This is a genomic window from Streptomyces capitiformicae (genome assembly GCF_002214185.1).
GTDB lineage: Bacteria > Actinomycetota > Actinomycetes > Streptomycetales > Streptomycetaceae > Streptomyces > Streptomyces capitiformicae.
On record NZ_CP022161.1, the window covers coordinates 10,881,253 to 10,904,725 of the forward strand.

The 23,473-nt window shown below is 68.6% G+C and carries 11 protein-coding genes and 8 pseudogenes; 8 read left to right on the top strand and 11 right to left on the bottom strand.

Annotation, left to right across the window (positions count from 1 at the left end; all coding sequences use genetic code 11):
- Nucleotides 1-28 precede the first annotated feature (28 nt).
- The 4 genes and pseudogenes from CES90_RS48635 to CES90_RS48650 form a co-directional block, all read right to left on the bottom strand.
- Complete coding sequence (locus tag CES90_RS48635; RefSeq protein WP_208921795.1) at nucleotides 29-3,340, bottom strand: SDR family NAD(P)-dependent oxidoreductase; 3,312 nt, start codon at nucleotides 3,338-3,340, stop codon at nucleotides 29-31.
- Nucleotides 3,341-3,346: 6 nt separating this feature from the next.
- A complete protein-coding gene (locus tag CES90_RS48640) occupies nucleotides 3,347-3,838 on the bottom strand; it encodes a hypothetical protein (protein WP_189780461.1) in 492 nt (163 codons plus the stop codon).
- 596 nt (nucleotides 3,839-4,434) lie between these two features.
- Nucleotides 4,435-5,259, bottom strand: a pseudogene (locus CES90_RS52380) (cutinase family protein); the annotation flags it as partial.
- Nucleotides 5,260-5,867: 608 nt separating this feature from the next.
- A pseudogene (locus CES90_RS48650) lies at nucleotides 5,868-6,630 on the bottom strand (Mu transposase domain-containing protein); the annotation flags it as partial.
- Nucleotides 6,631-6,800: 170 nt separating this feature from the next.
- Here CES90_RS48650 and CES90_RS51120 point away from each other — a divergent pair.
- Nucleotides 6,801-9,347, top strand: a pseudogene (locus tag CES90_RS51120) (type I polyketide synthase); the annotation flags it as partial.
- Here the strand turns inward: CES90_RS51120 and CES90_RS48655 are convergent.
- Nucleotides 9,346-11,865: pseudogene (locus CES90_RS48655) on the bottom strand (type I polyketide synthase); the annotation flags it as partial. The pseudogenes CES90_RS51120 and CES90_RS48655 overlap by 2 nt on opposite strands.
- A 9-nt stretch (nucleotides 11,866-11,874) precedes the next feature.
- On the opposite strand from CES90_RS48655, the gene CES90_RS52385 reads away from it, so the two are divergent.
- The 4 genes and pseudogenes from CES90_RS52385 (at nucleotide 11,875) to CES90_RS48675 (ending at nucleotide 13,757) form a co-directional block, all read left to right on the top strand.
- A complete protein-coding gene (locus CES90_RS52385; RefSeq protein WP_208921919.1) occupies nucleotides 11,875-11,961 on the top strand; it encodes a peptidoglycan-binding domain-containing protein in 87 nt (28 codons plus the stop codon).
- A 459-nt stretch (nucleotides 11,962-12,420) separates the two neighbouring features.
- Nucleotides 12,421-13,131 (top strand): AAA family ATPase, encoded by a 711-nt coding sequence (locus tag CES90_RS48665; RefSeq protein WP_189788804.1) that lies wholly within the window; start codon nucleotides 12,421-12,423, stop codon nucleotides 13,129-13,131.
- A gap of 29 nt (nucleotides 13,132-13,160) precedes the next feature.
- A pseudogene (locus CES90_RS48670) lies at nucleotides 13,161-13,400 on the top strand (IS701 family transposase); the annotation flags it as partial.
- Nucleotides 13,401-13,436: 36 nt separating this feature from the next.
- Nucleotides 13,437-13,757: a hypothetical protein gene (locus CES90_RS48675; RefSeq protein WP_189788803.1), complete on the top strand. Its 321-nt coding sequence runs from the start codon at nucleotides 13,437-13,439 to the stop codon at nucleotides 13,755-13,757.
- 1,758 nt (nucleotides 13,758-15,515) lie between these two features.
- Here the strand turns inward: CES90_RS48675 and CES90_RS48680 are convergent.
- From CES90_RS48680 to CES90_RS48695, 4 genes and pseudogenes are all read right to left on the bottom strand, one after another.
- A complete protein-coding gene (locus tag CES90_RS48680) occupies nucleotides 15,516-15,869 on the bottom strand; it encodes a cupin domain-containing protein (RefSeq protein ID WP_189785488.1) in 354 nt (117 codons plus the stop codon).
- Nucleotides 15,870-16,897: 1,028 nt separating this feature from the next.
- Nucleotides 16,898-17,023, bottom strand: a complete 126-nt coding sequence (locus CES90_RS51540; protein WP_268257072.1) for a hypothetical protein — start codon at nucleotides 17,021-17,023, stop codon at nucleotides 16,898-16,900.
- A gap of 63 nt (nucleotides 17,024-17,086) precedes the next feature.
- A complete protein-coding gene (locus tag CES90_RS48690) occupies nucleotides 17,087-17,233 on the bottom strand; it encodes a hypothetical protein (RefSeq protein WP_189788005.1) in 147 nt (48 codons plus the stop codon).
- A 149-nt stretch (nucleotides 17,234-17,382) separates the two neighbouring features.
- A pseudogene (locus CES90_RS48695) lies at nucleotides 17,383-17,613 on the bottom strand (transposase); the annotation flags it as partial.
- A gap of 776 nt (nucleotides 17,614-18,389) precedes the next feature.
- Between CES90_RS48695 and CES90_RS48700 the strand changes: the two are divergent.
- Both CES90_RS48700 and CES90_RS48705 read left to right on the top strand, forming a co-directional pair.
- Entirely contained in the window at nucleotides 18,390-18,647 is a 258-nt protein-coding gene (locus tag CES90_RS48700) for a transposase (protein ID WP_189788006.1), read from the top strand.
- A gap of 719 nt (nucleotides 18,648-19,366) precedes the next feature.
- Nucleotides 19,367-19,975, top strand: a complete 609-nt coding sequence (locus CES90_RS48705) for a hypothetical protein (protein ID WP_408646668.1) — start codon at nucleotides 19,367-19,369, stop codon at nucleotides 19,973-19,975.
- 64 nt (nucleotides 19,976-20,039) lie between these two features.
- Here the strand turns inward: CES90_RS48705 and CES90_RS48710 are convergent, their stop codons facing one another.
- Entirely contained in the window at nucleotides 20,040-20,762 is a 723-nt protein-coding gene (locus CES90_RS48710; protein ID WP_208921801.1) for a FadR/GntR family transcriptional regulator, read from the bottom strand.
- Nucleotides 20,753-20,998 (bottom strand): annotated as a pseudogene (locus CES90_RS51125) (aldo/keto reductase); the annotation flags it as partial. The pseudogene CES90_RS51125 and the gene CES90_RS48710, both read right to left, overlap by 10 nt.
- A gap of 353 nt (nucleotides 20,999-21,351) precedes the next feature.
- Between CES90_RS51125 and CES90_RS48715 the strand changes: the two are divergent.
- A pseudogene (locus CES90_RS48715) lies at nucleotides 21,352-23,052 on the top strand (type I polyketide synthase); the annotation flags it as partial.
- Nucleotides 23,053-23,473 lie beyond the last annotated feature (421 nt).

Sequence of the window (23,473 nt, forward strand, 5' to 3'; positions counted from 1 at the left end):
GACTCTCCTCGTGCGGGACGCGGTCGGCTCAGGAACGGCCGAGTTCGTGGTCGATGTAGCTGAAGAGCTCGTCCAGCGACGCCGCGGCGAGTTCCTCGCCCGCGTCGGCGGCACCGTCCGGCGTGGCCGTACCGCCCGCGGCGCCGCCCTTCTCCAGCCGGGACAACAGCGCCCGCAGCCGTGCGGTGACGTCCGACCGGCCGGGAGCATCCTCGGGGAGCGCGGACAGCAGCCCCTCCAGCTGATCCAGTTCGGCGAGTACGGCCGTGTGCGGCTCCGGGGCCGGCGGAGCCAGCCGACTGCCCAGATAGCCGGTGAGGTTCGCCGGGGTGGGGTGGTCGAAGACCAGGGCGGGCGGCAGTTTGAGGCCGGTGGCCGACTCGAGCCGGTTACGCAGTTCCACGGCGGTCAGCGAGTCGAAGCCCAGCTCCTGGAAGGCGCGGCCGGGCTCGATGCCCTCCGATTCGCTACGGCCGAGCACCGCCGCCACCTCGGTGCGTACCAGCGTGAGCAGCAGCTGCTCCTGCTCCACCGCGCTCGCCGCGGCCAGCCGCTCCGTGAGGCGGGCCGTCGGGCCGCCGCCCGGGGAACCGGCGGAGCGGGCGGTGCTTCGGCCCGTGGGGTCCGCCAGTGCGCGCAGCGGCGCCGGGACCTGGGACTGGGCACGGACGGCGGCCGGATCCAGCGGCAGGGCGACGAGCGTCGCCGGCCCGTCGGCCGTCGACCGGTCGAACACAGCCCGGCCGACGGTCTGCGAAACGGGACGGAACCCGTCGCGCGCCAGCCGGTCCAGATCGGCCCGGTCCAGGTCCGCGTTGAGGCCTCCGGTCTCCCACACGCCCCAGGCGATGGAGGTGGCGGGCAGTCCGTGGGCGCGGCGGTGGGAGGCGAGCGCATCGAGGAACGCGTTGGCGGCGGCGTAGTTGGCCTGGCCCGGCGCCCCCAGGACGCCCACCGCGGACGAGAAGAGCACGAAGGCCGTCAACTCCCGGTCGCGGGTGAGCTCGTGCAGGTTCCAGGCCCCGTCGACCTTGGGACGCAGCACGGTCCGCAACCGGTCGGGGGTGAGCGCGGGCACGAGGCCGTTGTCGAGGACGCCCGCCGTGTGCACCACCGCGGTCAGCGGATGCTCGGCAGGGATCTTCGCGAGCACCTCGGCCAGGGCCTCGCGGTCGGCGACGTCGCAGGCGGCCAGGGACACCTCGGCGCCGAGCATCCGCAGCTCGTCCGCCAACTCCTCAGCCCCCTCGGTGCTTTCGCCGTCACGGGAGACCAAAAGCAGCCGGGCGATCCCGTGTTCCGTCACGAGGTGTCGGGCGAACAGAGCGCCGAGGCTGCCGGTGCCTCCGGTGATGAGCACGGTGCCGTGGGGGTCGGCCGACCCGGCCGACCCGGCCGACCCGGCCGACCCGGCCGACCCGGCCGACCCGGCCGACCCGGCCGACCCGGCCGACCCGACTGCGGGGGCGGGGCGTGGCTGTGGGGCGGTGGTGACTCGTTCCACGCGGCTGCGCAGGCGGTCGAGTTCGCTCTGCAGGTTCCGGTACGTCTGCTGTCGGGCCAGTAGTTCGCCGCGCCGCCTGGTCAGCTCCGTCTTGGTCTGGCCGGACGCGGCCTGGAGCCTGCGGCCGGACTCGGCGAGGGATTCCTGCTGGGCCGCGAGCTGGGCGTTCAGCTCCGCGATCAGGGCCTGGGCGACATCCCCGTGGGCCTGGTTGAAGGACTCGGTGGCCAGCCTGCGGGTCTCGGCGATCTCCTGGGTGATCAGCTGTTGCAGCCGGGCGGCGCGTTCCCGCTCGGCGCGTTCGCGCAGGTCCTTGCGGTGGTTGCGGACCCCGTGGACGAAGCCCATCGTGCCCAGGCCCACCATGACGGCGACCCCGCTGAACGGTTCCACGAAGGCGACGGCGGTGCCCGCGCCCACCGCCGCCATCCCGGTGGACCAGCTGGCCCGGAACTGGTCGAAGAACCGGGCGGGGCGCACATTGAGCGGCACGGTGGGCACCGAGATGGCAGGGGTGAAGGGCGGCTTGGGAACCTCGGGCGAGGTGAGGTCGAGGCTGGTGCGCCGCGCGAAGTCCTCCATGATGGCCACCGCGGTGGCGGCCAGCTGCTCGTGGGCGGTGGTCAGCGCCTTGAGGATGTCCGAGGCGACCTGGCCGACCAGTTCGTCGGCGCCCGGGTCGGCTCCGTTGGTCACCGCCTCCTGGTAGGCGCGCAGCGCCGAGGTGAAGGCGTTCTGCAGTGCCGTACGCGCCGCCCGGGTGTCACGTTCGAAGCGCTGCCGCAGGTCCGTCCGCCACTCGGCGCTGCCGGTGGACAGCTGCTTGAGCCGGGCGGTGGTCTCGGCGACCTCGTCGCGGATCCGCCGCAGGGACTCGTCCGACTCCAGGGCCGCGAGTTCGTTGACCACGGGGGAGCCTGCCGTGGCGACGGCGTCGCCGAGGGCGTCCAGGGCCCGGCGCAGCTGGACCGCGCCGCTGGTCGTGGCGAGTCCCTCCCACAGCGCGTGGTCCAGTTCGGCGAAGCCGGAGTCGGTGAGCAGCCGTTCGTCCGTGCGGTTCCGGAGCCACTTGTGTTTGCGGAAGGAGGAGACGGGGACGACGACCAGCCGGTCGGCGGGCAGGCCGGTACGGGCGGCGATCTTCTCGCGGGCCCCGGCGACGACGGGCGCGGGATCGACGACCTTGTCGGTCTTGGTGACCACCGTGATCACCACCTCGCACTTCTCCAACGCCTCACTGAGGAAGTCGAGTTCGTAGGTGGCGAGGGGTTCGATGGCGTCGCAGACGAAGACCAGGCCGTCGGCCCGTTCCAGGAAGGCGCGGGTGGCGGCGGTGTGCTCGGGGTTGACGCTGGCGACGCCGGGGGTGTCGATCAGGACCAGGCCGGTCTCGAGCTGGGGTACCGGGGCCTGGATCTCCACCAGTTGGACCCGTTTGTGGTTGCGAGGGTTGCCCTGTTCGGTGACGTACTCGGGCAGCTGGTCGAGAGCGATCTCCACTGGGCGGGTGGCGCCGCCACCGCCTTCCGGGTCGCCGAGGTGCACGACGGCCAGCTCGCGCGGTCCCCAGGCGAGGGTGCACACGACACAGGTGGCCACGTCGACATCCACGGGGAACAGGCCGGGCCGTTCCACCAGGGCGTTGAGCAGCATGGACTTGCCCCGCTTGAACTCACCGCAGACCACGACATGGCAGGTGCCCCGCTCCAGCCGGGCCTTGGACTGGTCGAGCAACTCCCGTTGACGGGGCCCGAGTTCCTCAGCCAGTTGCTGGACGATTTTCGGGAAGGTGGCCAGCACGTCCGTGCGTAGACGGCTGAAGACGTTGTCCGGCATGGTGGTTCACCTTTCGTCGGGCAGGTGCCGGTCGGGCAGGTGCCGGCCGAGGAACTTGGGGGCGAGCCGCCGGTAGTAGGGGACGAGGGCCGGTTCCAGCAGTCGGCCCAGCAGACCGCCGAACTCCTCGGCCCAGCCGCCGCCCGGCTGCCGCCCGACCGTCAGCTCGTCGAACAACTCGTCGTAGAGGCCGAACAGCCGGGTGCGGAGGTCCCGGTAGACGTCGGTGGTCAGGCCCTCCACGGCCGGGTGCGGGAACCGGCCCACCGGCTGGGACCACTCCGCCCGGGACCGCTGCGGCTCCTTGAACCGCAGATCCGCGTACTCGACCAGCCGCCGCGTCGACCAGTCCAGCGTCGCCGTCGCGAACGGCGGAAAGAGATCGGCGCCCCCGGCCGGGTCGGGCCGCAACACGAACAGCGGCAGCCGTACGTACACCCGGGGCACCCCGTCCTGCACGACCGGCACGGGCAGCGGCCACCCGATCCCCGACTCCATCGGCACCAGCCGATGAAACACGGGCGACCGGCGCACCTCCCGGCACATCGCCTCAGAACGCGGGGCCGCCGCCCCAGCGTGGGCCTTCAAGGGCTGCGTCATCGGATACGCCGCCTTCCTCACTCGATCGGGGTACGCCGCGGTTTTTGCCGGTGGACGGCTGGGGTTCTTCTTCGGGGTCGGGTGGCCAAGGCTGGTCTTCGGAGGGCGCTGGCACTCCGGCTCGCCCTCCTCGCGCACCGGCGGAGTCCAGCCGTGCGGCGGCAGCGCCGGGCGCCGCCCATGGTTCGTCTTCGGGGTCGGGTGGCCAGGGTTCGTTTTCGGGGCCGGGTGCCTGGGGTTTCTCTTGGGACGCCGGACTCCATCTCCGCGCAGCAACCATCTGGATCGGCAGCCTCTGCAAGCCTGTTGATCACAACTGAAGACAGGCCCTAGAGGGCAGGCTGAAGCCGCATGTACTCGGCCGCGTAATCGCCCGTGTACCAGGCGTGCCGACACCCGAGTCGGGCGAGTTGTTCGAGGAGTCCGCTGGTGTTTCTGCAGGTGTCCATTTCCTGGGCCCACTCCGTTCCGCTGACGTTCGCACCAGGCGTTGTGCAGACAGGATCCACCGGTGTGTTCCAGCAGTAAGACTGCGCGCGGCGCTCCAGTGTCTCGGGCAGGTAGGGGCTTCGCGGCCTCGGCCTCGAGGGTGGTTCTGGACTTGGGTCCCTCGCGTAGGCGGCGATGCCGATGGAATTCCGTGGTCCCGCTTCGGGCCCTGTTTGGCCAGGTACGGTTCGTACTGCGGCATCCGAGTTCGGATCGAACATGGGGTCACCGAACAACAGCACCGTCTCGATCCGGTCATAGATCGGCTGGAGCTCCGGATCCGACAGGGCATCACCCAAAACCCACGCGCCCTCCGAGTACCCGGCCACAACGATGCGCTGATCAGGGCAAAGACTCGACTGGGCTTTGAGCTTGTCGATTGTCCGAGTAACGCCTTCCCTTTGCGTTCTCAGCAGGTCCTCCGGAAGCTCCCGAGCAGGCGGTGTACCTGCCCTGGCAGCGGCTACGGCCCGATCTACGATCGGGTCGTTGAAGACAGTTGAAGAAGATGGGGTGTAGTTGACGTATTGGACGTCCACACTGTCCTGGCCAGTGACAGTTAGAGACCTGTCATGCAGTGCTTCGATCACCCTGTCGAAGGCACCCCTCGGAGGAGCGGCATCGCTTACGCCTCGGACACCGATGAACACATAGTCCGTACAGTGCGGAGGTTCCGACGGCTGAACAGGTGCCGGGGGAGGCACGGGGACGGGTGAGTGGGATTCAGATGCGTCGGGCTCCGGCTGAGCGACACTGGAGGCTCCTGAGACCCCTACCATTGCTAGGGAAATCAGGCAACTGACAGTTACCCAAGTTATTTTTCGGCGCATGCAACTTCTGCCTTTCAGCGGAATGAGAATTCCCCCCGGCAATCTTGAACGCTAATTAGAGGCGAAGAGAGGCGCGCGTTGGGTTCGGCCGAACAGCCGAGCGTCGAGCACTGGTGCTGAGGCGGATGGCGCGAGACCGCTTGCCGTGCTCCGAATCGCCCGCTGCATGCTCTACCGCTTCAACCGAGAAGGCTGAGGCGCGTGGGTGGAGATTCACCGGTTTAATCAGGCACAGGTCCACGGGCCTCGCTAGCGGGTGGTGGACCTCCGTACGCCAAACGTCTGCCGCTGGGACCGGTGCGTTGGGCCCTGGGCCAGTGATGATGACGAGGCCTTTAGCGAGGAGTGGGCCGACGATGTCATCGAACCGCTGCGAGTGGGGCGAGCAGGAATACCTGACTGCCCATCACGGAAGTCGCCGCCAGCCGCGGAACCCGTGCTGTTACGGGGGCAGCTCAAAATCATGTTGGGGGTGCCTTCAGGGCCCCCAGGCTGACGGGACACACTGGGCAGCGTCGGTGAGGGGTCCCCGTACGGCCTCGGTCTCTGGGGCGGCCTGCTGGCGTGGTGTGGGTGTCAACGGCCATTTTGTTCTCCCCCTCGGAGACGTCGGTGACGTCCGAGGTGGTGGGGATGCCGAAGGTGGACCGGGTGGAGGTGCCCGGCTGTAGGGAGTGGTTCTCGCTGCGGCGGGCTGGCTCGGCCTGTTCGTGGACGGCCTGATAGTCGAGGATCGACAGCAGATCCTTCTCCGCGAAGCGCCCGGTGACTGCTGCGGTGCCGAGGGCGCGATCAATTTCCGCTGCTGAATACAGCTTTGACAGGGCGACGGCCTCGGCCATTTTCGCCTTGATGCGGCGGACACCGGCCGCGCCGGCCTCGATGAGCCAGGACGCGGCGCCCGGTCCGAGCGCGAGGAAGGCGGCCTCTTCCGCGCTCGTGGCCTTCGGGGCTGTTCTTGTCCTCGCGCGGCGGTTAGTGGGCGTCGTTAAGGACGGGGGTGCCGGGCTGCCCGCGCCGGTGGCGGGTGGTTTCACGGGCCGAGCCGTCCTTGCCGATCGCGGTGACGATCAGCTCGTCCGTGGAAGCGGGCCCAGACCCGGGTGTCGATCAGCTCGTGCGGGACCGAGTAACGCACCGCCTCGGCCGAGATCGTCGACTCCCAGTTGACCTGCCCGGTGGTGCCGAACGCGGCGGTGAACGGACTGCGGGGCAGGGGATGCAGCCTTTGCTGTTCTTCCGCCAGGCGTTCGGCGGGCCTGCGCCGACTTGCCCTGTGAGTACGGAGTTGGCTTCCTCGCAGAACGACCGGCAGGCTGCCTCCAGCTCAGCGAAGGTGTAATGCTCGCGCAGGTTCACGTTGTCGGGGATGGGGGTGTGGTGGACCGGTGGGCGGTCCGTGGGGTGTTTCCTGCAATCCCTTCTACCGGGGTAACTCCTCACCCCTGCCTCTTCCTGTCTCTCCCTCTGTCTCTCTGTGTCCTCCGGGCGTTGGTCCTGCCGGAGGCAGCCTCACACCCCGCCACTCTCCGGTCGGTCTGGAGCAGCCGGGGCGCTGGGGTGGGCTGCTGGACCTGCCGGATGTCGTGGACGTGGCTGCGGTGGAGCGGCTTGTTGCGGTTCTTGCGGGTGGGTTCCCGGCGGAGGATCAGGTGGCGGTGCGTGCTGCTGGTGTGTTCGTGCGGCGGATGGTGCCTGCTCCGGCACCGGCCGGGGCGGCGTCTTCTGGTGCGTGGCGCGCTGGTGGCACGGTGCTGGTGACAGGTGGCACTGGTGGGCTGGGTGCTGAGGTGGCGCGTTGGCTTGCGGGTGAGGGTGTGGGGCGTCTGCTGCTGGTGAGCCGGCGGGGTGTGGAGGCTCCGGGGGCGGCTGAACTTCTCGCTGAGCTGGCGGAGCTGGGTTGTGCGGCGAGTGTGGTGGCGTGTGATGTGTCGGATCGTGTGGCGCTGGCCGGGGTGTTGGCGGGGGTTCCGGCGGAGTTCCCGTTGCGTGGTGTGGTGCATGCGGCGGGGGTGCTGGACGACGGTGTGGTGGAGGCTCTGTCGCCGGAGCGGTTCGCGGCAGTGTGGGGGGCGAAGGTTGATGCGGCGGTTCATCTGGATGAGCTGACTGCTGGGCTGGCGGAGCCGTTGTCGTTGTTTGTGGCGTTCTCGTCGGTGGCGGGTTCGTGGGGTGGTGAGGGGCAGGGCAACTATGCGGCGGCGAATGCCGCGTTGGAGGCGTTGGTCGAGCAGCGTCGGGCCCGCGGGCTGGTCGGGTCGTGTGTGGCGTGGGGCCCGTGGGCGGATGCCGGGATGGCTGCTGATGAGGCGGTGGCCGGGCGAATGCGACGGCTGGGCGTGAAGCCGATGCAGCCGTCCCGGGCGTTGGTGGTTCTGGGGCAGGTCGCTGCGTGCGACGAGGGCAGCCTCACGGTCGTGGAGGTGGACTGGGAACGCTATCTGCCGACGGTGACCACCGCCCCCAGCGCGCTCTTCGATGAGATTCCGCAGGTCCAGGCGCTTCGTCCTGAGGGGACGGCGGAGGGTTCGGGCGCACCGTCGCTGCGGTCGCGGATGGCCGCGTTGCCGGAGGCTGAGCAGCGGGCGCTGTTGCTGGCATTGGTGCAGGAGCAGGCTGCGCTGGTGTTGGGGCACGCGTCGGCGGAGATGGTCGTACCCGGGCGTGCGTTCAAGGATCTGGGCTTCGACTCGCTTTCCGCGGTGCAGTTCCGGAATCGGGTGAACGCTGTGACCGGTCTGGCGACGCCGCCGTCGTTGGTGTTCGACTATCCGACGCCGAATGAACTTGCCGCGTATTTGTGGGGTGAGTTCGCGGGGGTTGTGGGTTTGGCTGGGCTGGTGCCGTTCGGGACGGGTTCGGTGTCGGTGGCCGACGATCCGGTGGTGATCGTGGGTATGGCGTGCCGTTTCCCGGGTGGGGTGGGTTCGCCGGGTGAGTTGTGGGATCTGGTGGTGTCGGGGGCCGATGCGGTGTCGGGGTTCCCGGTGGACCGGGGCTGGGATCTGGAGGGGCTGTTCGATCCGGATCCGGAGAGTCTGGGGACGTCGTATACGCGGCATGGGGCGTTTCTGTCGGATGTGGCTGGGTTTGATGCGGGGTTCTTCGGTATTTCGCCGCGTGAGGCGTTGGCGATGGATCCGCAGCAGCGGCTGTTGCTGGAGACGTGCTGGGAGGCGTTGGAGGATGCCGGGATCGATCCGGCGTCGTTGCGGGGTGGTCGGGGTGGTGTGTTCATGGGCACCAACGGCCAGGACTACGCGAGCCTGCTGCTGAAGACCGCCGAGCCGGCTGAGGGGTATCTCGGTACAGGGAACGCGGCGAGTGTGATGTCCGGGCGGATCGCCTACACCCTGGGTCTGGAGGGCCCGGCTGTCACTGTCGACACGGCGTGCTCGGCGTCGTTGGTCGCGCTGCATCTCGCCGTGCAGGCACTGCGGTCGGGTGAGTGTGATGTGGCGCTGGCAGGCGGTGTGACGGTGATGTCGTCGCCGCTGTCGTTCGTGGAGTTCTCGCGGCAGCGGGGGCTGTCGGTGGATGGCCGGTGCAAGGCGTTCGGGGCGGGTGCGGACGGTACGGGCTGGGGTGAGGGTGCGGGTGTGCTGCTGGTGGAGCGGCTCTCGGATGCTGAGCGGCTTGGTCACCGGGTGCTGGCGGTGGTGCGGGGCAGTGCGGTCAACCAGGACGGCGCCAGTAATGGGCTCACCGCGCCCAACGGCCCCTCGCAGCAGCGGGTTATTCGGCAGGCCCTGGCCGTCGCCGGGCTGTCCGCCGCCGAGGTGGACGCCGTCGAGGCACACGGCACGGGTACTCGTCTCGGGGATCCCATCGAGGCGCAGGCCCTGCTGGCCACCTACGGACAGGACCGTCCCGAGGACCGGCCGCTGTGGCTGGGCGCGGTGAAGTCGAACATCGGCCATACGCAGGCGGCTGCGGGTGTGGCTGGTGTGATCAAGATGGTGGAGGCGATGCGGCACGGCGTGCTGCCCGCCACTCTGCATGCGGATGAGCCGTCGGATCAGGTCGACTGGTCGTCCGGCACTGTCCAGCTTCTGACGGAGGCGCGGGAGTGGCCGGAGGCCGATCGGACTCCACCAACCGGAACGCCGCCACCTCGAACGCAAACAACCCCGCCTGAGCCCACACCGTCCGATCCAGCAACCCCCCACCATCAGACTCCGGAGCCCACACCACCGACGTCAGCGGTGCCCCCAGCAGCGGATCCAGCACCTCACACACCGCATCCCACGCCCCCGCAAACACCGGGAACGCCTCATACAAACCCCGCCCCATACCCAACCGCTGCGCACCCTGACCCGAAAACAGCACAGCGACATCAGGCACTTCAGCCCCCGCCACACCCCGCACCACACCCGGCACATCCGACCCCGACGCCACCGCACCCAGACCAGCCACCAGATCCGCACGCCCGTCACCCACGACAACCGCCCGGTGCTCGAACACCGAACGACCACTCGCGAGCGAGAACCCCACATCGGCCAGATCCAGCAGACCGTCGGCTTCAACCCGCTGACCAAGCCGCACTGCCTGCTCCCGCAACGCCACTTCACTGCGAGCCGACACGACCCACGCCACCGGACCGGACGTCTCCGACCCAGCCACACCGTCGAACTCGGGCTCGGACACCTGCTCCAGAATCACGTGCGCGTTGGTGCCACTGACCCCGAAGGCGGACACACCGACCCGGCGCGGACGGTCGCCCTCCGGCCACTCCCGCGCCTGTGTCAAAAGCTGGACGGTACCGGACGACCAGTCGACCTGGTCGGTGGGCTCCTCGGCGTGCAGGGTGGCGGGAAGGACTCCGTGCCGCATTGCCTGCACCATCTTGATCACACCAGCCACACCCGCAGCCGCCTGCGTATGACCGATGTTCGACTTCACCGCGCCCAGCCACAGCGGCCGGTCCGCACTGCGCTCCTTGCCGTACGTCGCCAGCAGCGCCTGCGCCTCGATCGGGTCACCGAGACGAGTACCCGTACCGTGCGCCTCGACAGCGTCCACCTCAGCCGCAGAAACACCCGCAGCGGCCAGGGCCTGCCGGATCACCCGCTGCTGCGAGGGACCATTCGGAGCCGTCAGCCCGTTGCTCGCACCGTCCTGATTGACCGCGCTGCCCCGCACCACCGCCAGCACCCGGTGACCAAGCCGCTCAGCATCCGAGAGCCGCTCCACGAGGAGTACACCCGCGCCCTCACCCCAGCCCGTACCGTCCGCACCCGCCCCGAACGCCTTGCAGCGGCCGTCCACCGCCAGCCCCCGCTGCCGCGAGAACTCCACGAACGACAGCGGCGACGACATCACCGTCACACCGCCGGCCAGCGCCACATCACACTCACCCGACCGCAGTGCCTGCACGGCGAGATGCAGCGCGACCAACGACGCCGAGCACGCCGTGTCCACCGTCACCGCCGGCCCCTCCAACCCCAGGGTGTAGGCGATCCGGCCCGACATCACACTCGCCGAGTTCCCAGTGCCCAGGTAACCCTCGGCGGGTTCGGGGGTCTTCAGCAGCAGGCTCGCGTAGTCCTGGCCGTTGGTGCCCATGAACACACCACCCCGACCACCCCGCAACGACGCCGGATCGATCCCGGCATCCTCCAACGCCTCCCAGCACGTCTCCAGCAACAGCCGCTGCTGCGGATCCATCGCCAACGCCTCACGCGGCGAAATACCGAAGAACCCCGCATCAAACCCAGCCACATCCGACAGAAACGCGCCATGCCGCGTATACGACGTGCCGTGGTTCTCCGGGTCCGGGTGGTACAGCCCGTCCAGATCCCAGCCCCGATCCACAGGGAACCCCGACACCGCGTCAGCTCCCGACACCACCAGATCCCACAACTCACCCGGCGAACCCACCCCACCCGGGAAACGGCACGCCATACCCACGATCACCACCGGATCGTCGGCCACCGAAAGGGGCCTGACCGGCAGCTGAGCAGCCGCGTCCACAACCCCGGCGAGCTCACCCCACAGATACCCGGCAAGCTCCTTCGGCGTCGGATAGTCGAACACCAACGACGACGGCGTCGCCAAACCCGTCACAGCATTCACCCGGTTACGGAACTGCACCGCGGAAAGGGAGTCGAAGCCCAGATCCTTGAAGGCACGCCCGGGTACGACCATCTCCGCCGACGCGTGCCCCAGCACCAGCGCAGCCTGCTCCCGCACCAACGCCAGCAACAGCGCCCGCTGGTCCGACTCCGACTGCCCCGACAGCCGCGCCCGGAGATGCTCCGAACCCGCACCCGCCGCGGGCTCCGCCTTCCGGACCGCCTGGACTTGCGGAATCTCATCGAAGAGCGCATTGCGACGGCTGCCGGTGAAGGTCGGCAGGAAACGCTCCCAGTCCACCTCCACGACCGTGAGGCTGCCCTCGTCCGCCGCCACGACCTGTCCAAGAACCGCCAACGCCCGGGACGGCTGCATCGGCTTCACGCCCAGCCGTCGCATACGCCCGGCCACCGCCTCATCAGCAGCCATCCCGGCATCCGCCCACGGACCCCACGCCACACACGACCCGACCAGCCCGCGGGCCCGACGCTGCTCGACCAACGCCTCCAACGCGGCATTCGCCGCCGCATAAAGTCGGCGGTGGTCGACTTCCAGAAGAAGCACCACTTGCAGGTCGACGGCGTCATCGGCCCGCAGACCTGGCGCGCCCTGCTCGGCACCCGCTGACTCGAGCGGTCCCGGCGGCCGGCCGACGGCTCCTTCCCACCGCACCCGCAGTGGGAAGGAGCCGTCGCTGTACATCCGTGGAGCCGATGGAGGCGTGGCAGCGTCCCGAGGGCTACTGGCTGGGCACGGCACGCTCGTACGCCGACTCGCCGGGCTGGTCGGAGCAGGACCCGATCGGGGGCGCACGGTGGTGAGACTGAACGCGGATGCGCTGGACGGCGCGCGTGGGACCGGGCGGATATGTGAGCGCTCCCCGGACCGGTGTGACTGAGCGCCTCAGTTGGCGAGTTTCGCCGACCCGGACGCTCAGAGTTCAGCTTGGGGACGTTGAGGAGCCGCCTCGGCACGCATGGGAACGGCTGCGCGACCGACCGGACGCACGGCAGCAACGAGTAAGAGGGGCTGGTCCGACGACCTGGAGGCACGTACGTCGTCCGAGTCCTGGGCGACACTGATCGAGTGATTGTCGAACGCGCGTATGCCCACCTCTCCTCGTACGACGAGGACACCTGGCCCTGGTCCGTGCCCTGCGTCCGGCAGCTGCTCAACGAAGGGCTGCGCTTCACCGCACCGGTGACCTTTCTGGTCGGTGAGAACGGCTCGGGGAAGTCGACCCTGGTCGAGGCGCTGGCGGAGGGGTTCGGTCTGGACTCCTATGGCGGCTCCCACGACTGGCGCTACGCCTCCCCGCGTGGCAAGTCGGCGCTCGGCGAGCGGATGAGGTTCGACGCGGCCTCGCGCGGGCGCCGTATGGTCACCAGCTGGTCGGCCCGCAAGGGCTTCTTCCTGCGGGCCGAGACCGCGCTGGACGCCCTGAACAGGGAGGGGTTCTCGCCGGACTCGGTCAGCCACGGCGAGGGCTTTCTCGCGGCATTCCGCGGTAAGTTCCTACACGCCGGGCTCTATGTTCTCGACGAGCCGGAGGCGGCGCTCTCCTTCTCCTCGTGCCTCGAACTTATCGGGCACATCGACCGGTTGGCCAAGGAGGGCGGCCAGGTCATCTGTGCCACGCACTCACCCTTGCTGACTGCCCTGCCGGGCGCGGACATCGTCGAGGTCGGTGAACACGGCATACGGAGGGTCGCCTGGCGGGAGCTCGGCGTCGTGGATCACTGGCGCCGCTATCTCGCCAACCCGCACGTCTACCTGCGGCACATCGTCGAACCGTAGGGGCGGTCCCCCTCAACTGTCACCCGGGCACCCTCGCGATGCTCGCCCACGCCTTCCTCACCGTCGTCCGCGCCGACGAACACGCCCGCCACTCCAGGCCTGACGAGCTGATACCGCTCACCTGCAACGAGATCCAGCGCCTGTTCAACGCACCAGTCGTCCGACGCACCCACGACACGGCCCACCGGCTCGACTGGTCCCACTGGCGACGCCGCCACCAGGCCCAATCCCAAACCAGCCACTATCAACGACAAGCCACTCAGGCGTGAAGATCGCGATCTACAACTGGAGTACTGGTACGACGAATGCTTCCTCTCCACTTCAAGCGGCCCTTCCAGCTCTGGTCCTACCAGGTGTCCCATCGCCGTCTCGTGCTGCGCGCGCGCCCGGGAGGCGGACTGGACGGGACGGTGGAGATCGAGTTCCTGAACGTCCTGGGCATGAAGCTGAAGTCCCAGTACCCCGAGCTCCTGATCTCCCCCGCCCCTGACACGGCCACCACCGGCATCGACGAGTTCGTGGACATCCCGGACAGACATCGGTCCAGGTACACCACACTGCTCGTCTCGGACGGGTCGGACGACGGTTTCGTGATCTGCGGCTCGCTCCACGTCCACGAGAACTGACGCACCCGAACCCACACCACACGGACCGCTCCCCGCCCCCGGGCTGCACCTCCACCGGGCGCGGGGAGCGGTCGTCGTTTGCGAGTTCAGTGAAATGCAGTGAGGCGGGAGAGAGTCATGGGCACCGGAAGCGATCGAGGTCTCTCGTCGGACGCGTCGCGGCGGAGGAGCAGTTGGCGCGCGCCCAGGCCGAGTTTCGCCAGAACGCGGAGGCATGCCGTCAGACGCCGACACTTCACCGACCAGTACAAGCCCGAGAAGTTCCGCTGCCCCTGATTCGGTAGAAGGGACCGCGTCGGCACCCCGGACTCGAACCGCAACGGCCACATCGCGGACAACAGTCCATCACGCCGGGCAGCGTCCGGCCCGCCGCAGCCAGCGCCAGGACCGGCTCGTTGAGCACCACAGACTCCCTGCGTTGAAGCCCTGGTGTCGGCCCCCGCAGGGGCGGGGGTTTCGTGCTGTCTGGGGTTTGCGGGAGGCGATGACGGCCGGCCGAGGGGCGGATTCGGTGCGCGGAGTGGCGCGCGAGACCGCGGGATTTGCCCGACTTCACTTCGGAGACACGGACGTCAATCTAGCAGGCTGAAAACCGCCTTGGGTATGGGAGGACAACAAAACGACGATCACCACGACACGTGTAACCATCAAAAGGGCTTGGTCGGTAGGGAATTGGTGACCCGACTCGTTCGTAGCCATTCGCTGAGTGATCAACTGGGTTGAATATCCCTCGCGGGCAGGCAACCCACCTGCAAGGACTACACGGCTCCGGGATCAGTGGAAGCTCTACGGGTTAAGTCCAACTGCCGGTCGGGGCTGGTGTTCAGCGTAGTAGTTGGCCTCGCGTTCGACGGGCCGAATAGCGCCGGGGCTCGTGTTCGACGGGCCGAATGACACCGATCGCAGAATGTAGACGCTGGAGGCTGATCCGGTCCACCGATTCCCCGGAGTTGGACAACACAACACTGGACTCCGCACCTGTCCCGGGCGCCGGGCCGCGGGCGAACAACACCTCGGTCTCGGGTGCCTTCCACGGGCCGTACGTGTGCGGCGGTGACATCAGGTGCTGGGTGAGGAACGGACAGCTGGTCGGGGAGTTGGCGCGGTATCGGCGGCACAGCGGGGAACGTCCCGGATCCGCCCCCCCCGGGGGACAGCCGCATGGCCGGGTCATCGGTGGCCTGGTCCACGAAGTCGATCACGAAGTCCGCAAAGCCTCCATGTCGGGGCCCCGGCTGCTGGTTGCGCCCGTGCCCACAACGTGCCCGTAAGAGCGGGCAACCACGGTCAACAGCGGTGCGATCCGACCCGCACGACCACCCGAGCACAAGCCGCCTGCGCACGTCGGAGCCATACGGCCCACCCAAGCGCCGTCGCTTCGCAAGCTGGGAGCGCGAGTTCGGTTCTCGTCACCCGCTCCATGCGAAACCCCCGGGTCAGAGACCCGGGGTTCTGTACGAGGCGCTGGAGAACCGGCGGCGCGCTTCGCCACTCACCGCCTGCGGACCGCGCAGGCGACGACCGCGGCGCACGGAGGGCCCTTCGATCTGGGCCTCTCCGTGTGCCCGCCTGCTTTCTGCGCGGCGACGCCGAGCAGTACGGATGGGACCGGCAGCCTCCGGTTCCATCGCCACATACGCCATCGCTGAGCTGGATTTCTGCCACAGCGCGGTCCTCAGGGCATCGAGAACATGCGCCTTCTGGACAGGCCGCCCTCGCGAGAGGTCTCGACGACGATCGTGCCCTGCGGCATCGGCGTCACGACACGGTCAGGTAGATCTTGCGCACGGTTTCGATGGTCTTCCAGACACCGACGAAGCCCGGCTTCATGACAAAGCTGTCGCCTGCCTTGTAGACCACCGGCTCGCCACCTTCCGGCGTGAGTTCGATGACGCCGGAAAGGATGTGGCAGAACTCGAAGGTCTCGCCCTTGATCGAGCGTGTCTCGCCGGGTGTGGCTTCCCAGACGCCCGTATTGATCGTTCCCCCGCGGGCGGCGTCCTGGGCCCAGGTCTTGTAGGTCGGGTCGCCGGAAATCAGGCGCTCCGGCAGCGGGCCGGACTCGCGGGGTGCGAAGGAGGGATTGGTATCGATGGTCTTCAGGAGCGACATGCTTTTCCTCTACTGGTTCTGGGAACGACGCACATCGGGAGCGGACATACCAAGCGTCAGCGGGCCGAGTGCGACCGGGCTCATCACGCATCTCGGGCCAGGGCCTGACGGCTGCCCGCCATGGTCTCGGCGCGCAGCAGGTCGGCGAGCCTCCAGGCGGGCAACGGGCCCTTCTCCTGAGCGAGTTGGCCCACGCACTAGCCGGCGGCGGGGGCCTCCTCGACCATGTTGCGTGCAGGCGGCGCACAGGTGGGTGTGGACTCCGACACGAAGTGCCGGATGATCGGCTCGAAGGCGTGAGGGGAGGCTGTCCGGCCTCCGCCGCCATGGTGGTGGTGACGGCGCGCCGATCACCGGAGGCGACCTGATGGGCGACTTCGGCAATCACCGGATTGACCTTGCCCGGGCATGATGCTCGAACGGGCCTGCACCGGCGGCGTGGATCGTGCGACTGTTGCGGTCCATCGAGTATCTCCGACGCCCCGCGCGGAACCCACGCGCGATCTGTCCGCTGCGGGCACGATAATCGGACATTGTGTCAAGCCCCTGGGGCTGAGGCGGCATTCACGAGCCCTTCGGCCCTAGGGCGTGTTGCGAAAGTCCCGTCGTCCGCCCGGAGGGCGGGCCGAGCGGCGTCATGGGGGTCCCCCCGCTCGAGCGAAGGCGCGCCGCCGTCGGCCGTGCGCAGCGCGAACGCCTGCGGCGGACCCGGCTTCACCGTGCGGACCAACTGGGTTCCCTTGCCGTGCAACACCCGCAACGCCGCCTTGAACCCGTTGCCCGGTTCGGCCTCCAACCGCAGCGAGAACTCCTCGCTCGACCACGAACGGGTGAGAACCTTGGTGTAGCTGTGGCGAACACGGCCCTCTGGTCAGGCTCCATCGGTGCCATGCCGTTCCCTGTTGAGGCTTTCGGTCGACCGGGTCACAGACCGTGCCGATATTCCGAGCGCTTTGCCGACCAAAGTGACTACGTATCTGTGAATTGCCCCCTCGGCACCCCGACAGCTTCATTCACCGAATGTGTTGTCAATGGATGCCGCCGATGAGCTGTCCGAGCTCGATGTCACGCAGCACGGTGAAGACGATCACGCACTCCTCGTCTGCGGCCTTCTCCCATATGGGATTCGGTTCATCACCATAGTTGTACAGCACGCCACATCGGGCTGGGAGCTCGGTACCGAGCCTTTTCCAACCTCGGTGCTCCTCGTAGTCGGGCTAACGCGGATTCGGTTCGATGTGGTACTTGTGGTCGGGCTTTAGCGGATGCGGTAGGGCCTTGTAGTCAGCCCCACCGGCAACTTCGTTGAGCTGCTCGTCGGGAATTTCCTGGACCTTGGAGTTCTTCTCGTCGGGAGTACCCATGATCGCCTTCCGTTCCTGCCTGTCACGAACAGTCTTGACGTCGGGAACGTTAGATCCTCGGGAACGTCCAGGCATTGGGCTCCCGGCCCAATGCCTCGTTGTTGGGCTGGGAGCCCAATACTGGTCGGGGTGGTCGGCCAGGTTGCGGGGACGACCTCGACGGTGATGTCCAGCAGGGCGCCGTGGATGATGACTTCGTCCTTGAAACCCTGGTCCACCAGGGCTTTCTCAAGACGGTTGCCGCACCGCTCGGCCGCCTGGTCGAGGAGGGCGGTGCCGGCGGTGTTGTCGTGGGCGGAGGCGGCCAGGACAACGACGCCGATGACCAGTCCCAGCACATCGACGGCCAGCCCGCGCTTGCGCCCGGTCTTGCCTTCGGCCCTTGCCCCGAATCACGGCATGCACATGATGAACGGTCGCCCGAACGAGGTTCAATACCATGATCGAGCGATCAGGAAACGAGGAAGATCGGACTTAACGCCCTCTCAGCTTGGGGGCAACCCATTCACCGCGGGGTGCGCCGTGTGCTGAAGATGCGGCTGACGGCGCTGTGTCCTGATCAACACGCGCCATGGAGGTGGCGTCGGTGTCGAGGCTGGCGCCACCGGCGATAGCCTCCAGTTCGTTATCAGTCAGCACCCTGACATGATTAGGCAACATCGGCTGCTCCGTTCACGCTCAAACACTTGTCCGCTGGACGTATCCATTGGGATGAACCCAGTCACGCTGCGAGATGGATTGGGGTAACCGGCCAGCGCCCGGTTTGGAATTACGCGGCCCCTGACACGTTCGGCCTGTACCGGATGTGCGGGGATGATTAGGGGTGGCTGCATCGTCGAGCATGGTTCGCTCACCCGTCAAGCAAAGCTCGACCAAAGCTATGTGTTTTAAAGTATGCTAAATCTTCACATACTTGATGCTATGTCATGCGCTGTTCGCCTGCCGACGCATGTTGCGCAGCCATTCATCAACGGCATGCCGAGATCAAGACCGTGTCCGGTGGCGACCGCGTCGATCAGAGCGGTGACCACAGGCGTTCGTGTACGGCCGCCCGAACCCCGCCGATCGGCGGGGTGGTGGCGGGGCGACCGGCGGGGCAACTCCCGTAGCCCCGCCGGATGGCTGACCGCTCCCACATCCCGGCAATGTTGTCCCGGTGACCGAGAGCGAAAGCGCCGAGAAGACGCCTTCGCGACACTTACCCACACCCGAGTCCGCCACGGTGACGGAAGCCGCCGCGCCGATGGCGCGATTGATCGGGGTGGCCGACGCCACCTACGGCACCAACGTGCACCTGCGTACCGCACTGTCCGAGCGCGGTGTTTACGTCCTGGCCGTCCGATCGGATGCGAGCGCCCACCCTTTCGAGGCAAAGCCCGTGGAACCGGCCCGCAACGATGCCATCGACTGCTGACCCCAACCGTTCCTTTGGACTGAGCAGAAGCGAGTCCACTCAGCCGCACGCCCCGAACGGTCTTGGGCGTACTGGTCCCCGGCGTACTCGACCCCGGGGCGGCGACACGGATCGTGTCCGTGGTCCGGGCCCGACGGAGCCAACATCGAGCAGCAACCGTACGCGTCACTGACGCGGCAGCAGTGGCAGATCATCGCCGTCTGACGATCCCGACCGGCGACGCCCGTCGTCGGTCGGCTTTCGTCGAGCCCCATCGCGGCGCCACAAAGAAGGGAATGGGGGCCGGTTCTGCGAACCTCGCGGTTGTCCGGGCCGCTTCCTCACCCCCGATGGTCCGGATGCTTTGACAGGGACATCGTGCCGCCGCCGGCCTCGCCGGTCTCGATTGTGCCGGCCGGCGAACCTCCCGCCGGCGTCTCGTACGAGTCCGCCCGTTACTCCCTCGGGCAGCTCCGACCCCACGGGCCGGAGCTGCCCGAACGAACCGGCACATCTACCACACCGCTCGCGTGGCAATGGCCACTTCCCGCGTCCATCAGGCGACATGACCGTGGCCGACAGGAATCCGCTTCGCCCACCAGGCCTCGTATCGGCGTGGATTCGACAACCTCGGCTCCTCCGTTCCCAGCCTGCTCCAAAGGATGTCGGGTATCGGGAGAAGTGGCGGCTGGACGCCCTGGATGACCTGGCCGGGATGACAACTGGTGCCGCCAGTCGTGGTGACCGGTGCCGGCTACGGCCAGAATTCCGACTTCCGCACCGACCTGGCCGAGCGGGGACACGCGTACGTAATCGGCATCCGCGGCGATATCACGTCCAGCCGCACGAGGCGCACCCGCCGCACCCGCCTGGTCCGGCACCGGCCGCCCGCCGGTGCCCCGTTACCGGCAGCCGCCTGGTGCCGGTGGCGGACCTGGCAGCGGCCGCCGGACGGGAAGGCCTTCAGGGAGGTGACCTGGCGGGAAAGCTCCCGGGCCCCGATGACCTCGCGCTTCCTCGCGATGCGGTCCGGCCGGCCGGCCGGGGCGCGCCCGCGTCGGCTGGCACAGGCAGCCGCGGTGGCCGAGCGCGGCCGGTGGGACGGCGTCCTGCCCCGGGTGCGACTGCCTGCCGAAGGCCCGACGGCCAGGACGGACCGATCCGCTTCTGGCTGTCCGACCTGCCCGGCGAGGCCCCGATCCCGGAGCTGGTCCGGCTGGCAAAGATCCGTGGCGCATCGAGCACCACTACGGCGAACTCAAGCACGGCCCGGGCCTGGGCCCTTCGAAGGCCGCTCCTTCAACGGCTGGCACCACGCCAGATCCTCGACGTCCTCCAGGAGCTGCTGACCTACTACTTCCGACGCCTGCGTATCGGCTCCCACCCATTGGCTGGGCTGGTGGCGCCCGCCCGTCACTTTCGCGCTGTCGTCCCGACGGGGAGGGGTTCGCCCGAACGCAGGTGTTCCCTCAGCCACAGCTCGGTGTTGCTCACGTGGAGCAGTGCGGCGGCCTGGCTGAGGGCGGCGTCACGGGTGGACAGGGCGTTGAAGATCGCCTCGTGCTCGGCGAGGGTGCGGCCCCCGGCCTTGTCGTCGACCAGACCGCGCCAGATGCGGGCGCGCAGGGTGCGGCCGGAGATCCCTTCCAGGAGGGTGAGGAGGGTCTCGTTGCCCGTGGCCGAGACGACGGCGCGGTGGAAGGCGGCGTCGTGGGCGTTGAGTTGTTCCACGTCGTCGCGGGCGTCGCGCATGGCATCCAAGTGCCGCTTCACTTCGGCCAGTTGGGTGTCGGAGATCCGGGTGGCGGCAAGGGCCGTGGCCATCGGTTCGAGGAGCCGCCGTACCTCCATGAGGTCCTGCAGGGCGACCGAGTCGCCCTGCAGCAGCTCCACCGCGCCGCCGAGACCTTCCAGGAGCAGGCTCGGCTGCAGGCTGGTGACATAGGTGCCGTCGCCTCGTCGGACCTCCAGAACCCGCGCGACGGCCAGTGCCTTGACCGCTTCCCGGGCGAGGTTGCGGGACAGTCCCAGCTGGGCGGCCAGGTCCGGCTCCGGCGGTAGCTTCGAGCCCGGAGGCAGCGCACCGGTCCGGATCAGCTCACGAATCTGCTCGATGGCCTTGTCCGTCAGAGACATCGCGCATCCCTCCCCCCACCGTGCCCCGCGGGCACGTCCGATCTGATGAGTCCCCGGGCGCGAAGATCGTCCCAGAGACCGTCGGGGACATGCTGATCATGGAGTTCCACGTTCCGTTCGACCTGCTCCGCAGTCCGCATACCGAGGGTAACGTTGATGATACTGGGGTGGGTGTGCGGGAAGGCGATCGCTGCGGCGGGCAGGGTGGTGCCGTGCGCCTCGCAGATCTGGGCAAGCCATCCAAACCCTGGAACAGTCCGAGGGCGTCACCGTCTTCATCGAAGTCGGCCCCGACGCCGTCCTCAGCACCCTCGCCAATGAGGCCCTGGGCGACGGCGGCACGGCGGTGGCCACGTTGCGCAGGGACCGCGACGAGGTCCGCAGCCTGTTCTCCGCCCTCGCCACGGTCGACGTCCGCGGACACGCCGTCGACTGGTCCCGGGTGCACGGCGGGCGAGTTCCGTCGCGGGTTGCGCTGCCGACGTACGCCTTCCAGCGAAGCCACCACTGGATCGGCGGGCAGCCCTCCGACCACGCCCCGGCGGAGGTGACCCCGCACACGCCCGTCGCCGAGGCGGTGCCGCGCGGCGAACTCGGGACGCGGCCGGCCGGGCTGCCGGAGGTCGACCGGACGCGTGCCGTCACCGACCTGGTGACCGCGCACATCGCCTCGGTACTCGGGTTCGGGGAGGACCACGCCGTCGACCGGCGGCTGCCTTTCAAGGAACTCGGCTTCGACTCGCTGATGTCGGTGGAGCTGCGCGACCGCCTGGGTGCGGCCACCGGTCTGCGCCTGCCCAGCGGTCTGCTCTTCGACCACCCGACGCCCGCCGCGCTGATCTCGTACGTCGCGTCAGAGTTGCTCGGCGCGCGCAGCGACGACGGGCTGCCCGTGCCCGCCGGGTCCCGGGAGGACGAGCCCATCGCCGTCGTCGGCATGGCCTGCCGCTACCCGGGCGGTGTGACCTCGCCCGAGGACCTGTGGCGGCTGCTCGCCGAGGGACGTGACGCGATCTCCGGCTTTCCCACCGACCGTGGCTGGGACGAGGAGCTGTACGACCAGGACCCCGAGCACTCCGGCAAGAGCTCGGTGCGCGAGGGCGGGTTCCTGCACGACGCGGCGCTGTTCGACGCGGATTTCTTCGGGATCTCGCCGCGCGAGGCGCTCGCCATGGACCCGCAGCAGCGGCTGCTGCTGGAAACCGCCTGGGAGGCGGTGGAACGGACGGGCATCGACCCCACCAGTCTGAGCGGCAGCCGTACGGGCGTCTTCGTCGGGGCGACCGCGCTCGACTACGGCCCGCGGCTGCACGAGGCGCCTCCGAGTGTGGAGGGCCATCTGCTCACCGGTAGCACCAGCAGCGTCATGTCCGGACGCATCGCCTACCAGTTGGGCCTCATCGGGCCCGCCGTCACCGTGGACACCGCCTGCTCGTCGTCGCTGGTGGCGCTGCACCTGGCTATCAGGTCGCTGCGGCAGGGCGAGTCGACCCTAGCGCTGGCCGGCGGGGTCACCGTGATGTCGACACCGGGCATGTTCGTGGAGTTCTCCCGGCAGCGCGGCCTGGCGGCGGACGGCCGCAGCAAGTCCTTCTCCGCCGACGCGGACGGCACGTCCTGGGGTGAGGGTGTGGGGCTGCTGCTGGTGGAGAAGCTGTCCGACGCGATCCGCAACGGCCACCCGGTGCTCGCCGTACTGCGCGGCTCGGCGGTCAACCAGGACGGCGCCTCCAACGGTCTGACCGCGCCCAACGGTCTGTCTCAGCAGCGTGTGATCCGCCAGGCACTGGCCGACGCGCGCCTCACCGCGGCCGACGTGGACGCGGTCGAGGCGCACGGCACCGGCACGCGGCTGGGAGACCCGATCGAGGCCGAGGCGATCCTGGCCACGTACGGCAGTGCCCGCGACGGCCGCGACCCGGTGTTCCTCGGTTCGCTCAAGTCGAACATCGGCCATGCCCAGGCCGCCGCCGGCGTGGGCGGCGTCATCAAGATGATCGAGGCGATGCGCCACGGAGTCCTGCCCAAGACCCTCCACGTGAGCACGCCCACGCCGCACGTCGAGTGGAGCGCGGGCGCAGTGGAGCTGCTCACCGAGGCCCGCCCCTGGCCCCGGTCGGACCGCCCGCGCCGGGCCGCTGTCTCCTCCTTCGGCATCAGCGGCACCAATGCCCATGTGATCGTCGAAGAGGGCGAGCAGGCGCCCGCGGACGTACCGAAGCGCCGGGCCGGGGACGCGGAGGGTTCCGCGCCGGTGGTGGGGGTGTCGTTGGTGCCCTGGCTGGTCTCCATGCAAGACGAACCGCTGGAAGTTGCTGGCACCCGAGAGAATGTGAACCTCGGTCGAATTCGTACCCGTGTTGCTCTTCTTCACCTCTATGAGATCCGGGCGGCCGTCCCGGTCCCAGTCAGCGACCAGGCTCGCGAAGGTGGCGTCGGTCTGGTGGAGGGCCGTTCCTGTCTGGAGGATGAAACCGCTGAACGGGGTGGCGCGCACGCTCGGGTCGTCAGCGGAGCCGCGGTCGGCGGCGGTCGCGGAGCTGGAGAAAGCGAGGATCACGCCCAGTAATGCGGGGGCGACGGTGCCAATGGCTCTGGTGATGCGCATAGAAACGTCTCCCTGCCTCATGCCCTCGAGAGGCTCCCGAGGGCCGGAATGATGCTAGGTGCGCGTGTTGTTCGCTGGGTGCCCGGACGTGGGCTATAGGCCG

Coding starts and splice junctions, on each gene's coding strand:
- CES90_RS48635 (WP_208921795.1), bottom strand. CDS start 3,340: ATGCCGGACAACGTCTTCAGCCGTCTACGCACGGACGTGCTGGCCACC.
- CES90_RS48640 (WP_189780461.1), bottom strand. CDS start 3,838: ATGGAGTCGGGGATCGGGTGGCCGCTGCCCGTGCCGGTCGTGCAGGAC.
- CES90_RS48675 (WP_189788803.1), top strand. CDS start 13,437: ATGCTTCCTCTCCACTTCAAGCGGCCCTTCCAGCTCTGGTCCTACCAG.
- CES90_RS48680 (WP_189785488.1), bottom strand. CDS start 15,869: ATGTCGCTCCTGAAGACCATCGATACCAATCCCTCCTTCGCACCCCGC.
- CES90_RS48690 (WP_189788005.1), bottom strand. CDS start 17,233: ATGGGTACTCCCGACGAGAAGAACTCCAAGGTCCAGGAAATTCCCGAC.
- CES90_RS48710 (WP_208921801.1), bottom strand. CDS start 20,762: ATGTCTCTGACGGACAAGGCCATCGAGCAGATTCGTGAGCTGATCCGG.